Below are 13,949 nucleotides of genomic sequence, written 5' to 3'. Positions count from 1 at the left end.
TTGAACACAAAACAAAAGTTTTATGTCAAGCCGTCCCTTATTAAGTTTAAATTCCGAAGATCATGGTCGTCAAATTACGAATTTTTAATGGTAAAACGACGCTTTTTATTATTTGATCGATCGTTACGTTTCCGATCATGGTTACCACCATCATGCCGACTCCGATTGTGACTTGAGTTCCGATCACCATTACGACGGTTCCGAGAACCATTCCAATGGCCACCGCCACGATGACCACCACCGCCATTTCGCCGGCCACCGCCATGGTGACGTGATAACGGTCGCTCAGGTGTAATTTTAACCTTCACATTGTCACGGGTAATATCGTTCAGCAACGCCGCAACCAAATCAGTGGCTTCATACTCATCAAGTAGCTTATCAGCCATTTTTTCGTATTTACCAGTATTAGTATGCTTGATTAACTTAGCAATGTCACTCTCAGCTGAGTTAAGCTGACCAACAAACGCTTCTTGTTCTGTTGGTGGCTTCAATGGGAGCATTCGCACCTTGGTTAATTTTTCGATCTCTCGAAGATAATCCATTTCATTTGGCGTTGCAAATGTAATGGAAACACCATGTTGACCGGCACGACCTGTACGACCAACCCGATGAACATAACCATCAGGATCTTGAGGGATATCATAATTATAAACATGCGTTACCCCGGAAATATCAATACCACGGGCAGCAACATCAGTAGCAACCAAAATATCAATCTTAGCTTGCTTAAATTGCTGCATAATTTGCGTTCGACGAGCTTGCGTTAAGTCTCCGTGTAACCCAGCGGCTTTGTAACCACGGGCTTCAAGGCCCTTAGAAACTTCGTCTACCCGACGCTTAGTTCGGCAAAAGACGATCGTAACTTCTGGATCTTGAACATCAAAGAAACGAGTCATGACATCGAATTTTTCATATTCTTTAACTCGAACATAATATTGATCAATTAAGTCAGTTGTTAATTCTTTTGCTTTAATCTTAACCTGATGGGGATCTTTCATAAATTGAACCCCAACCCGCTTAATTTGAGCTGGCATTGTCGCAGAGAACAACAGGGTTTGACGATCCTTAGGAGTTTGTTTGATGATTGATTCAATATCATCTAAAAATCCCATATTTAACATTTCATCAGCTTCATCCAACACTAAAGTTTTAATGTGTTCAAGCTTTAATGTATGTCGTCGAATATGATCAAGGATTCGGCCCGGAGTTCCAACCACAATCTGTGGGTGCCCCTTTAAGGCATTGATCTGGCGGCGAATATCTGCCCCACCATAAACCACTTGAACCTTTGCCTTTTCATCCTTACCTAAACGATAAACTTCCTCTTGTGTCTGAATCGCAAGCTCACGAGTTGGCGAAATAATCAGAGCTTGAACATTGGGATTGTCAAAATCAATATTTTGCAAGATTGGTAATCCAAATGCGGCCGTTTTTCCAGTACCCGTTTGGGCTTGGCCGATAACGTCTTCACCTTTAAGGACCATAGGAATGGTCTCAGCCTGGATAGGTGTTGCTTCTTCAAAACCGCTATTGGAAATAGCTGTTAGTAAGCGGTCTGATAATCCTAATTCACTAAACTTCAAATATGTTTCCTCCTAAATTGAAACAATTAAGGTTCCACAGCTAACTAGAAAAAAATCCGTTTTTCGTGATGCGTCAGCCACTTGACCATAAATCATTTATTACAAAATAACTTTTTTAGTCTACACCGTTTATCCTTATTTAGCAAGAGAAATGAATAGGCGGGTTAAACTGCTAAATTATTTGTTCAACAATACCTGTTCCCTGTTACCCAAAACAGTTTATGATTAATCGCGCACAAATCGTCTCCTAACCCCTAATAGCAGCAACAACATTTTCCAAATGAATGCCATGACTAGCCTTTAGTAACACTTCGTCATCAGCTTTTAAGTCGCTTGCCAAATCTGTCGTCAAATCCTGGAGCTGGCTGGCGTGATAATAATGAAGATTTTCAGGCGCAAAAAACGGCTTCAACCGATCAAACAATGCTACCATATCTTCGCCTATTAGATAAACCTCGGAAATTTCACTTGAGTCAATATTTTCTGAGAGCGAGGCATGCATTTGCTTAGATTTAGTGCCCAATTCCAGCATGTCACCTAGAACAGCAATTCGCCGACCTGCTGTTTTGGTCCGGCTAAATGCAGCCAATACTTCTTTAGCGGCCGTGGGGTTTGAATTATAAACATCACTTAAGATCTTTTCACCATTTTTTCCAGTCAACCATTCTGTTCGATTCTTGGTCAGATCAAATTTTTTAAGTCGATTAATAATTGCCAATTTGGGAATTCTAAAAATTTGAGCAACTGCAATTGCCGCCAAAGCATTATTCACATTATAGTCGCCAATCATTGGAATAGTGACATCTTCATCCGGCCATAAGTTAACATTAAACGTTGTTTGGTACTGACCATCACTGGTGCTAATCGGATAAATATCATTATTATGGTTCCGACCGAATGTGGATTTAGCCACCGAAACCTGTTTTGCTCGATCAATCAGTAATGGTTCATCTCCATCATAAACGAAGTAACCATCGTCTTTTAATCCATGGGTTATTTCCATTTTGGCATCCGCAATTTTATCCCGAGTTCCAAAAAACTCTATGTGGGCCTCACCAATCATTGTGATAACCGCCACATCCGGTTCAACTAATTTCGACAAAAAATCAAGCTGGCCTGGTCGATCCATTCCCATTTCAACAACTAGGAATTCAGTATTTGACTCCATTTGCAACAAGGTATATGGGACACCAATTTCATTATTAAAATTGTCATGGGTCTTCGTTACATTAAATGTGCTGGCAAGAACTGAAGCAATCATATCTTTGGTAGTTGTCTTACCATTACTGCCGGTGATTGCAATAACACGCGGGTTGATTTTGGCCAAATAATATTTGCTTAATTTTTGAAATGCTTTTAACGGATTATCAACAACCAGTGCGGGAATCTTTAATGGTAATCGATCAACATGGTCAGTTGCCCATAATGTCGCAGCTGCACCACTGGTGATCGCACGATCAATGTAATCATGTCCATCATGTGCACCGGCAAGTGGGATAAATAGTTTACCAGGCAACATCTTTCGAGTGTCAAAACAAACACCACTAACTTCGGTGTTTAAAGAATCATCTAAAATATCAGTTGTGTCGGCATTGATTGCTTTTGCAATCTCACCAATCGTCATTTTCATTAGTATTGCGCTCCAATTTTTATTAGCTACCTCAAAGTATAGCAAAAAACAAACGGCTAAACATGCGCCGCTTGATTCTGCCAATCCAGATGCCATTCAGATTTTTGCAAATTATATGTAAGATCACCCGCATAGTCGGTGTTCTCAACAACTGTTTTAGTTCTTAAAATAATTGACGCTTGATCCGGATTTTTTAAAATCCGCAAAGGGATATGATAAGTTCGGTTACGCTCGTGCAACGACCCAAACAGGATAAAAAGGCCATCATTTGCCTTTGTTATTAAATCAATCAAGATTGAGTTGTCAACGTCTTTAACGGCTAACGGTCTCAAAAAGACTCGCAAGGTATTGTGTGTATCACGCAAATTTCGTTTGAGTGCGATCTCCAGCACATGATTAAAATCAGAGAATCGACGATAATAAGTGCGTGTCGTATGATCGTTTTGAGTTAGATAGATATAATGATTTAATAACTTGGAAGAAAATGGTCGTCCCAATGGCGTTCCCATATGTGCCAGATACAATAATTCCGCAATCTCATAGGGCGAAAGATTATTTACACTATCTTCTGTATCGAAATCAATAAACTTCTTCTGTTCATTTGGATTTTTCAAAAGATAACGTTTAATCTCAGATGAACCCGTAATCAAATTAAATTTAGAATGAGAATTATAGCCATTTGCCCCTTGGTCATCATTATTCAAAAGTATGATGTTATCCGGCAACTCCTCTAAACCGTTAATATAATCAGCGGCACTAATTCCCGAGGATAAAATCATATTGGAGATTGGATTTGTGTTTATAAAAATGAAATTGCCCTTCATAGTTTCATTTCCTCATATCAAGTTCTAGTTTTATTGTACTCTCGTTCATGCCATCTGTCCCCAATTAACTTAAAAAACCATAAGTTTGCCCTTTGGTTAAATAATTGGTACCATTGTTATTAATTCAATATAATGATGAGGTTACGAAAATGACTAACGTTTTATTTGTTTGTCTTGGAAACATCTGTCGTTCACCCATGGCAGAGGCAATGTTCGATCAGATGGTTAAAAATGATAATTTGGAAAATCAAATTCACATTGATTCAGCAGGAATTAGTAATGAAGAAGAGGGAAACTCCCCTCATCCTGGTGCACAAGCAGAAATGAAAAAACATGGCATCGATATTTCCAGAATGATTTCTCGTCCAATAACTAACGAAGATTTTACTTGGGCCGATTTAATTATTGGTATGGATAGTCAAAATGTTTATTTTCTTAAACAGATGGCTCCAAAAGCCGATCAAGCAAAGATTCATCTTTGTTTGGATATTTTGCCAGACGAAGCTGGCCAAGACATTCCCGATCCTTGGTACGACCATAAGTTTGGCAGGACATACGCACAACTTTCACGTTCCTTGCCAAAGTGGTTGGCTTACGTGGAAACTAACTTCAATTAATTATTAGCGGGCCTCAAAAGGGCTCGCTTTAATTTTGGCGTTGCAGTATTCAAGGGATACTTGTTGACCAGTTTCCCTCTAATCATCAGTCTGCCAGCACCCGTTGCATCACAAGTAACTAAAGTAACAATTGGCTTTCTCGTTTGATCAACAACGTCTACTCGATTAGCAGCAATAAATTTACGCTGATAGGCTTGGTACTGATAAATCGTTTTCATATCAGTTAAAAAGATCCGATCACCAACTTTGGTCTTGAAATATAAGGGACCGAACAGAACATAATGATTCACCATGTGGTGGCCAGCCAGCGGATAATTTCCCGTTCCCATTTTCTGATCTGGTCTCATCGTTCCGGCAGCTAACGCCAGGGTTGTATTTGAAACACCCAACCCAATGGGCAAATGAATACCAGACTTAGGAACTAATATTTGACCGACCATTTCAATTTGATTACTAGCCATTCTTGCTTTGACCGCTGTTTCAAAGTCAAGTGACTTCACTTTTTTAAAGTTGTAGCTGACATTATGACGATGTCGTTTCGTATCTTGCCTTTGTCTTTGCTCAGCACGAAGAACGACCCTCCTGGATACTTTAGGATGGTAAGAATTGATAATTTGATTTTTAATTGGCCGATTAAAAATCATTACAAGCGCTACTAAAACGAGTAAGATAAACACAATATTAATAGTTATTTTAAAAAACACATTTTTTTTCATGGTTAACCCTCATCTGCATTAATACTACAAAATTAGTTAGGAGGAAGAAAACAATTGGCTACAAATAGTGCCAATCCAAACTCATGGCGAAAGAATTTAGCAGTGCTATGGTTTGGAACTTTCATGGCCGGCGTTGGCTTTAGCGAAATTATGCCATTTCTGTCACTCTATGTCGACTCATTAGGCAACTTTACTCATGATGAGTTGAGTTTGTACAGTGGCCTTGCCTTTGCAGCAAGTTATTTTGTGACGGCCTTAGCCTCCCCACTATGGGGGAAATTGGCAGATCGAACCGGACGTAAATTGATGCTGGTCCGTGCCTCGGCAGGCATGGCCATCGTCTTCATCTTAATGGGGCTCGTCACAAATGTCTGGGAGCTCATTGGTCTTCGATTACTACAAGGTGTCTTCTCAGGTTATATTAGCAATGCTAACGCTTTAATTGCAACTCAAGTGCCTAAGAGAAAAAGCGGCCAGGCATTGGGAACATTAGTTACTGGCAACGTGTCAGGAACCTTGCTTGGCCCTTTACTTGGTGGAACACTCGCTTCCATCTTTACTTATCGAGTCACTTTTTTTATTACAGGTTTTCTTTTTCTAATCGTATTCCTAATCACAACATTTATGGTTCACGAAGATTTTCAACCTGTTTTAAAATCCAAAATGTTAAACACTAAAGATGTCATTGGCGAATTGTCAAACGCTAAACTTGTCTTTGGAATGTTTGTTACAACAATGATCATCCAAGCAGCTAACAACTCAATTGTTCCCATCTTGGCGCTATATGTCAGACAAATTATGCATAATAGTCCCGCAACAACTTTTTACAGTGGAATTGTTGCTGCAGTTCCCGGAATTGCGACCCTATTTGCCGCACCGTTACTGGGGCGCCTGGGAGACCGACTGGGAACAGACAAAATTCTGATTGCCGGTTTAATTTTAGCAATGGTCGTTTATGTCCCAATGGCGTTTGTAACCAATGTTTGGCAACTAATTGCTTTGAGATTCCTAATTGGAATTTCCAATGCTTCGATGCTACCTGCCGTTCAAGCAATTTTGGCAAAAAACACCCCACCACACGTAACCGGTCGGGTATTCAGTTGGAACCAATCGTTCCAAGCAATGGGAAACGTTGCCGGTCCAATGATTGGATCGGTGGTTTCTTCTGAATTCGACTATGCTGGTGTCTTCATTTCAACCGCCCTTTTAGTTGTCGTTAACCTGACAATGGTTTATTTTAACACCCGAGCAATGAGAAAAGCTCGCGTATAATCTCTTTAACCACTTAGTTTAAAAAAGACAGGAGGCGTTCAAACCACTATGGTGCTTTGAACGCTTTATTTTCGCCAAATAATCCACCATCCCCAGTTCACATCATTGCATAACAAATACATTCCCCCAAAAGAAAGTTAAAAAGCCAACAAAAAAGCGAGGCACCAAGTGTCCCGCTAAAAGTGATGCTAGTTGTTTGTAAGACCATATTTCTTGTTGAAACGATCCACGGCACCATCGGCCTGTGTAAACTTTTGCTTACCAGTATAGAATGGATGAGAATCAGATGAAATTTCAACACGAATTAATGGGTAGGTGTTGCCATCTTCCCACTTAATTGTTTCGTCAGAACCCTTAGTAGAACCTGATAAAAATTTAAAACCGGTACTTGAATCTTGAAACACAACTTGATGGTATTCTGGATGAATTCCCTTTTTCATAATATATATCGCTCCTTTGCCCTGAACCAATCTGATGATCCAGAGATTATCGATTAGTCAACCTTGTTAGTTTACCATAAAAGAAATATTCAATCAATAACAATTAAACTCTTTCTTCAATTTCCAATTTAACATTAGCACCAATGCCTGTGAGCTTGTCAACAATGTTGCCATAGCCACGCAAAATATTTTCGGCATGTGAGATTTCTGTAGTTCCCTTAGCCATTAGTCCGGCGATTAACAACGATGCACCAGCACGAATTTCGCCAGCATCAACTTTTGCTCCAACTAGATGGGGTGAATTATCAACAACAATAATGCCTTCTTCAGTATCTTCCGACTTGATCTTACCACCAAGTTTAGTTAACTGAGAAATATGTTTAATTCGTTGAGGATAAATGGTATCAATAATAATACTACGCCCCTGAGCTTTGAACAGCAATGGTGTGACAGGTTGTTGCAAATCGGTTGCAAACCCAGGATATGGCATCACTTTGATGCGAATAGGATTTAAATGATTCGAAGGGCCAACATAGATGCTGTCTTCATAAACCGTCAAATCACATCCCATCTCCTCTAATTTGGCAACAAACGCTTCCAAATGTTCAGGAATAATGTTAGTGATTAAAATACCGTCACCGACTGCGGCGGCAAGTGATAAATAAGTACCAGCTTCAATTCGGTCTGGAATAATCGTATGTGTATTTTTAGCCTGCAGGGTTGGGACACCTTCAATTCGAATAACATCAGTGCCCGCACCTCGAATGTTAGCGCCCATATTATTGAGGAAAGTGGCAATATCAATAATTTCCGGCTCCTTGGCGGCGTTGCCAATCACCGTTGTTCCCGGTGCTTTAACAGATGCCAAAATTGTGTTAATAGTGGCGCCAACCGACACCATGTCTAAAAATATCTGAGCACCATGAAGCCCATTTGGCCCCGTGGTAATCGAAACGGTACCATCATGTTCACTCACTTGTGCCCCCAGTGCTTTAAACGCCTTAATATGCTGATCGATCGGCCGGGGACCAATATTGTCGCCACCAGGAAAACTGACAGTCGCCCGTTGAAACCGACCGAGTAATGCCCCCATAAAGTAATAGGAAGCTCGCAAGCTTTTAATCGCTTTGCTTGGCAATGGTGCTTCGACAATATTCGTTGGATCAATCGTCAAAACATCACCTTTAAACACTGATGAAACATTCATTGATTTTAAGATTAACATTAAATTATGAACATCTAAAATGTCTGGGACTGAGTCAAATTTAACAGGCGTATCTGCTAAAATGGCCGCTGGAATTAAGGCAACAGTACTATTCTTAGCACCGCCAATTGACACCTCTCCAGAAAGACGGTTCCCACCATTTATTATTAATTTACTCATCGAAACTTTCCTCACTTTTACATTCGAACATTTTTCATGTCAAGAAACATATTATAGAAAATAACTGCAAAATACAATACCTTCAATTGAATTATACAATTTGTAACAATTAAAACAATTCCTGAAGACACACAAAAAGGAGTCAAGCCTTGGCCTGACTCCTTTTTGTAGATTGAAATTACTTTGATCGTTCAATATATCGATCATTGGCAGCTGAAACAAACTCTTTGAATAAACCTTCAGGACGATTAGGTCTTGATATAAATTCTGGATGGTATTGTGATCCAACAAAAAACTTATTAGCTGGAATTTCAACAACTTCTACTAAATGGTTATCAGGTGATGTTCCTGAAATGACCATTCCGTGTGCTTCCATTTCTTTTCGATAAGCATTATTAAATTCGTAACGGTGACGATGACGTTCTGAAATGACATCCGCATTATTATACGCAGCGGCAGCTACCGTTCCGGGTTTTAACTTACAAGGATATGCACCAAGTCTTTGAGTACCACCCATATCGTGGACGTCCTCTTGGTCAGCCATTAAATCAATCACGTTGTGTTTTGTCCGAGGATTCATTTCGGTCGAATTAGCATCTTTATCGCCGAGAACATCTCTGGCGAATTCAACACAAGCCATTTGCATTCCTAAACAAACGCCAAGATATGGCACATCTTTCTCACGCGCATATTTAATTGCCGTGATCATACCCTCGATTCCGCGATCACCAAATCCACCAGGAACAATAATCCCATCAGCCGGTGCTAGTAACTCTTCAACATTCTCGGGCGTAATTTTCTCCGAATCAAGCATTTCAAGATCAATATCGGCATCAACCGGGTAACCCGCATGCTTTAAAGCTTCTGCAACTGATATATAAGCATCGTGCAGACCAACGTATTTGCCAACCAGGGTAATGTGAACTTTTCGCTTCAAATGCTGAACATGTTGTTCAAGCTCTTTCCATTCTTCCATGTCAGCAACAGGTTTTTGAATGCCAAAATGATCAAGAATCTGCTGATCCATTCCTTGCTTTTGCAACATTAGCGGAATCGTATACAGCGTTGGAACGTCTAATGATTCAACAACAGCCTGTGGTTTAACATCACAAAAGAGAGAAATCTTTTTACGCATAGAATCAGTGATAGGCTTTTCAGAACGAACCACTAATAAATTCGGTTGAATTCCCAAGCTGCGAAGTTCTTTAACACTATGCTGAGTTGGCTTAGTCTTCATTTCATGAGCAGCATGTAGATAAGGCACTAACGTTGTGTGAATATAAAAGGTGTTCTCGTCGCCAACTTCCGTCTTCATTTGACGAATGGCTTCCAAAAATGGCAATGATTCAATATCACCAACCGTACCACCAATTTCAGTAATCACAATTTCGGCATCAGTCACTTTGGCTGCCCGCATAATTTTTTCTTTGATCATTCCCGTAATATGAGGAATAACTTGCACGGTTGCGCCAAGATAATCCCCATGTCGTTCTTTTCGGAGAACTTCATCGTAAATCTTACCCGTTGTAACGTTCGAGTACTTATTCAAATCATTATCGATGAATCGTTCATAATGGCCAAGATCTAGATCAGTTTCGGTTCCGTCGTTAGTAACAAAAACCTCACCGTGTTGATACGGATTCATGGTTCCTGGGTCAACGTTGATGTACGGATCAAACTTTTGAATAGTAACATTTAACCCTCGATTTTTCAACAATCGGCCTAATGATGCTGCCACAATTCCTTTGCCTAAGGAAGAAACAACGCCACCAGTTACAAAAATATATTTGGTCATTATATAATCCTCTCCTCTTAATAATTAGCCGGGGAATTCACAAATAAAAAAATCCCTATCCAAAAGTGAATAGGGAACATTTTAATCATCGTTCAGATGTCCTTGAAAACTTCAAGGAGCCCAAAAAACATAATACATACATTCTCAACTTTAGTCAAGGATTAATGACCATCTTTTGAGTTGAAATCATCGTCGTCATCGTCATCGTCGAATGAATCATCATCGTCATCATTCAATTCATTTAACTGGCCTTCAATCCCATCCGGTAAATCGGTATCATCAGGATCGTCGGTGTCATCATCAATGTCTTGAAGATCTTTATTGTACTTACCAAGATCTTCACCACTCTCATCGTCTGAGTCTTCATCATCGTCGTCATCCACCAGATCTTCGTCGTCTTGATCTTCGGGATCATCATCATCGTAATCAATGACATCGTCATCATCGGAAGCATCGGCAAGAAAAGCATTAACCTTGCGTCGTTTCTTACGCTTAGGACGATCCTCATCTTCATCTTCCGCATGAACAGTGGCTTCATCAATGGATTCGTATGGGTACCATGTTCGCAAGCCCCAAAGATTATCGCCAAGCGAAATAAAGCTACCGTCAATGTTCAAATCAGTATAAAATTGCGACAATCGTTCTCTAATTTCCTTGTTACTATCGCCTAAGTAACCCTGCACAGCATTAGCCAAATCGGCAAATGGCATCGTGTCGCCACGTTGGGCTAAGATTGCGTGGGCAACCTCGATCATCGATAGTTCACTTTTGTTTTGGCCTTTAAAGACTTCTAATTCCAAACTGGTACACGTCCTTTCAACAGTCTAAAAACTACTATACCCGATTAAATTGTAAATTGCAATCGAATATGATACTTACCTAGTAATTCATTTCCTGCGTACAACAAATAATCAATTTCTATATTTCCCCGAAGCGGCTGATTTAAAATTTCCATATTCAAGGAAGACGTCACAGTTTGAATATCTAAATTGCCATACGGTGTTCGGTATCGGGCAGCGACTCGTTTGCCATCACTAAACAGCAATTGTAATCTATTTTGAGCAGAACGGGTTAATTTAACATCCCCATTCTCCATAATTTTAATTGTGACGGGGACTGGTCCTTCATCAGCATCCTCATTATAACGAATATAAATACTGGTACCCATTTTAACCAGTTGTCCGGTTACGTCAAACATAAAATCAGACGTTTTACCATCCTGAACAATACTAGTTTCCAAATGAATTTGCGCGGGTACGCCAGTTGCTAAGTTGTCCATAATGCACCTTCTTTACTGGGACTTATCTAACTAATTAATTATATGAAGAATTCATCGCAAGTACAAGTGTTTTGAATTTAATTCAGTCCTTCATTACCATATTTAAGAGAATTATTGCTCAAGCAAACCCAAGCTGATCTCTTTGACTTTGCCCACTTGTCCTGGGACACTTTCTGTTATAATTAGGATAGCTGTTTATTCAATAACAAGTGGAGGTTTAATATGCCCTTTACAAATGAACCAATTACTGTCATCGATCAAACTTATGACGGCAGCAATAAATTAGATGCTTTTGCTGATACCAACGCCTTACTGGAACTTTGTGGCACATATCAGCGGCCATTTATTCATTTTTGGACAACGGCATTACCAACACTAATTTTAGGTATTAACGACCGCCATCTGCCTCGCTTAAACCAGGCCTTGCAAAGCCTAGTTGCTAATAAATACGATTACTTTCTCCGAAACTCTGGCGGATTGGCTGTCATTAGTGACTTGGGTATCCTAAATATTTCGTTGTTTATCCCCCAGGAAACAGTAATTTATACAGTTGACGATGCTTACGAAATTATCAAGGGATTAATTAGCATGTGTTTCCCACAACTGGACATTGCCAGCTACGAGATTGAACATTCTTATTGCCCAGGCAAGTATGACCTAAGCGTCAATGGTCAAAAGATTGCCGGTATTGCCCAACGCCGAACTCATGATGCCATCGTCCTCATGCTGTATCTCAGTGTTTCCGGCGATCAAGATCACCGAAGCGACGTTGTCACTGATTTTTACAATGCAGGCGACGCTTATTCACAAACGGACTGGAAGTTTCCTGTTGTCGACAAAACAACGATGACCACCATTCAACAACTGGGGATGCCGACCGTTACGCTGAAGGATGTTGAGAATAAATTTTTAGCAAGTGTCAGTAAGGAGGGCATTTCACTCGACTTAACCGGTTATCAGGAATTATTGGCATCAGATGAGTACCTATTACAACAAAAAAAGCAGTTGCGAAAAATGCAATTACGAAATGAACAACTGCCAAGAATCTAAGGAGATAATTTTTTGGATTACGCACATCAACAACTAAAAAGAGAAAAGGTATTTCGTGATCCGGTTCATAACTACGTCTACGTAAAATATCAGGTCATTCTTGATTTGATTAACACAAGTGAGTTCCAACGGTTACGCCGAATTCATCAATTAGGCACAACATCACTAATTTTTCACGGCGCTGAACATTCCCGTTTCTCTCATTCAATGGGTGTTTACGAAATTGCCCGGCGAATTATTGAATCATTTCAAAAGAACTTTCCATCGCAAAAACCAGGTGACGGCTTATGGGATGATTCCGAAAAACTAGTCACCCTTTGTGCAGCCCTACTACACGATATTGGTCATGGTGCTTATTCGCATACTTTTGAACATATTTTCGGTACAAATCATGAAAAAATTACCCAGGCAATTATTACATCAGATTCAACCGAAATTAATCATGTGCTCAGAAAAGTCAGCCCGGATTTCCCTGAAAAAGTAGCAAGTGTGATTAACAAAACTTATCCTAACAAACAAGTTGTTGAAATGATCTCCAGTCAACTTGATGCGGATCGAATGGATTACTTATTACGGGATGCTTACAATACTGGTGTTAAATACGGGACATTTGATCTTTCAAGAATTCTAGAAGTAATGCGACCATATCAAGATGGTATCTGCTTTGAAATGAGTGGCATGCACGCTGTCGAAGATTACATTGTTAGTCGATTTCAAATGTATCAGCAGGTTTATTTTCACCCTGTTTCCCGATCGATGGAAGTTATCCTAAACCGGCTATTGCAGCGGGCCAAATTCATCTTTAGCACGCCAACGCATAAAGATCCACAAACGCCTTATTTACTGTTACCATTCTTCCAAGGTGATTTTAATTTGGCCGATTATCTGCAGCTTGACGATGGCGTTTTAAATACTTACTTTATTCACTGGAAACGCTATCCAGATGATATTTTAAGTAATCTGGCCAGTCGCTTCATCGACCGAAAACCGTTAAAGTCCGTTAAATTTAATGCTAACACTAAAGAATTATTACCAAGGCTACGACAAATTATCGAACAATCCGGTTTTAATCCTGATTATTACACCTCAACAGACAATAGCTTTGATTTACCCTATGATGCTTATCGTCCGGGTAAAAAACAAATTGAATTGATGCAAAATGATGGTACTCTGGTTGAACTTTCAACAGTCAGCCCCATTGTTAAAGCAATTTCTGACAAGCAAACCGGTGACAACCGCTTTTTCTTCCCAAGAGAGATTCTTAGACCTGAAGAAAATGTTGATCTTTTTCAACCCGAATATGATGAATTTAAAAATCACATTCGTAACGACCAATTAATAAACGACCCAAAGGAGTAA

13 protein-coding genes are annotated in these 13,949 nt (G+C 39.8%); 4 read left to right on the top strand and 9 right to left on the bottom strand.

Annotated features, from left to right (window positions below):
- Positions 1-74 precede the first annotated feature (74 nt).
- The 3 genes from cshA to FC85_RS15220 form a co-directional block, all read right to left on the bottom strand.
- Positions 75-1,583, bottom strand: a complete 1,509-nt coding sequence (cshA, locus tag FC85_RS15230) for a degradosome RNA helicase CshA (RefSeq protein WP_057866378.1) — start codon at positions 1,581-1,583, stop codon at positions 75-77.
- A gap of 247 nt (positions 1,584-1,830) precedes the next feature.
- Entirely contained in the window at positions 1,831-3,213 is a 1,383-nt protein-coding gene (locus FC85_RS15225; protein WP_057866377.1) for a UDP-N-acetylmuramoyl-tripeptide--D-alanyl-D-alanine ligase, read from the bottom strand.
- Between the two features lie 56 nt (positions 3,214-3,269).
- Positions 3,270-4,037: a hypothetical protein gene (locus FC85_RS15220; RefSeq protein ID WP_057866376.1), complete on the bottom strand. Its 768-nt coding sequence runs from the start codon at positions 4,035-4,037 to the stop codon at positions 3,270-3,272.
- Positions 4,038-4,186: 149 nt separating this feature from the next.
- Between FC85_RS15220 and FC85_RS15215 the strand changes: the two genes are divergently transcribed.
- Positions 4,187-4,654 carry a low molecular weight protein-tyrosine-phosphatase gene (locus tag FC85_RS15215; protein WP_057866375.1) on the top strand — a complete coding sequence of 156 codons (468 nt, stop codon included), beginning with the start codon at positions 4,187-4,189 and terminating at the stop codon, positions 4,652-4,654.
- Here the strand turns inward: FC85_RS15215 and FC85_RS15210 are convergent.
- A complete protein-coding gene (locus tag FC85_RS15210) occupies positions 4,651-5,370 on the bottom strand; it encodes a class A sortase (RefSeq protein ID WP_057866374.1) in 720 nt (239 codons plus the stop codon). The genes FC85_RS15215 and FC85_RS15210 overlap by 4 nt on opposite strands.
- 54 nt (positions 5,371-5,424) lie before the next feature.
- Here FC85_RS15210 and FC85_RS15205 point away from each other — a divergent pair, with 54 nt between their 5' ends.
- Positions 5,425-6,642: a multidrug efflux MFS transporter gene (locus FC85_RS15205; RefSeq protein ID WP_057866373.1), complete on the top strand. Its 1,218-nt coding sequence runs from the start codon at positions 5,425-5,427 to the stop codon at positions 6,640-6,642.
- A gap of 188 nt (positions 6,643-6,830) precedes the next feature.
- Here FC85_RS15205 and FC85_RS15200 read toward each other — a convergent pair whose 3' ends face one another.
- The 5 genes from FC85_RS15200 to FC85_RS15180 all read right to left on the bottom strand — a co-directional run bounded on the left by FC85_RS15200 (position 6,831) and on the right by FC85_RS15180 (position 11,540).
- The gene (locus FC85_RS15200; RefSeq protein ID WP_057866372.1) at positions 6,831-7,082 is read right to left on the bottom strand and encodes a type B 50S ribosomal protein L31; all 252 of its coding nucleotides are present in this window, start codon (positions 7,080-7,082) and stop codon (positions 6,831-6,833) included.
- 103 nt (positions 7,083-7,185) lie between these two features.
- Entirely contained in the window at positions 7,186-8,466 is a 1,281-nt protein-coding gene (locus FC85_RS15195; protein ID WP_057866371.1) for a UDP-N-acetylglucosamine 1-carboxyvinyltransferase, read from the bottom strand.
- 178 nt (positions 8,467-8,644) lie between these two features.
- The gene (locus FC85_RS15190) at positions 8,645-10,261 is read right to left on the bottom strand and encodes a CTP synthase (RefSeq protein WP_057866370.1); all 1,617 of its coding nucleotides are present in this window, start codon (positions 10,259-10,261) and stop codon (positions 8,645-8,647) included.
- A 161-nt stretch (positions 10,262-10,422) separates the two neighbouring features.
- A complete protein-coding gene (gene rpoE, locus FC85_RS15185) occupies positions 10,423-11,061 on the bottom strand; it encodes a DNA-directed RNA polymerase subunit delta (RefSeq protein ID WP_057866369.1) in 639 nt (212 codons plus the stop codon).
- Between the two features lie 44 nt (positions 11,062-11,105).
- Positions 11,106-11,540, bottom strand: a complete 435-nt coding sequence (locus FC85_RS15180; protein ID WP_057866368.1) for a YwiB family protein — start codon at positions 11,538-11,540, stop codon at positions 11,106-11,108.
- A gap of 222 nt (positions 11,541-11,762) precedes the next feature.
- Here FC85_RS15180 and FC85_RS15175 point away from each other — a divergent pair, with 222 nt between their 5' ends.
- Both FC85_RS15175 and FC85_RS15170 read left to right on the top strand, forming a co-directional pair.
- Positions 11,763-12,590: a lipoyl protein ligase domain-containing protein gene (locus tag FC85_RS15175; RefSeq protein WP_057866367.1), complete on the top strand. Its 828-nt coding sequence runs from the start codon at positions 11,763-11,765 to the stop codon at positions 12,588-12,590.
- A gap of 12 nt (positions 12,591-12,602) precedes the next feature.
- Positions 12,603-13,949: an HD domain-containing protein gene (locus tag FC85_RS15170; protein WP_057866366.1), complete on the top strand. Its 1,347-nt coding sequence runs from the start codon at positions 12,603-12,605 to the stop codon at positions 13,947-13,949.

It is taken from the genome of Lentilactobacillus diolivorans DSM 14421 (assembly GCF_001434255.1).
In the GTDB taxonomy this organism is placed as follows: Bacteria; Bacillota; Bacilli; order Lactobacillales; family Lactobacillaceae; genus Lentilactobacillus; species Lentilactobacillus diolivorans.
The sequence above is the reverse complement of the archived record's forward strand: the minus strand, read 5'-3'. Positions and strand labels throughout refer to the sequence as shown.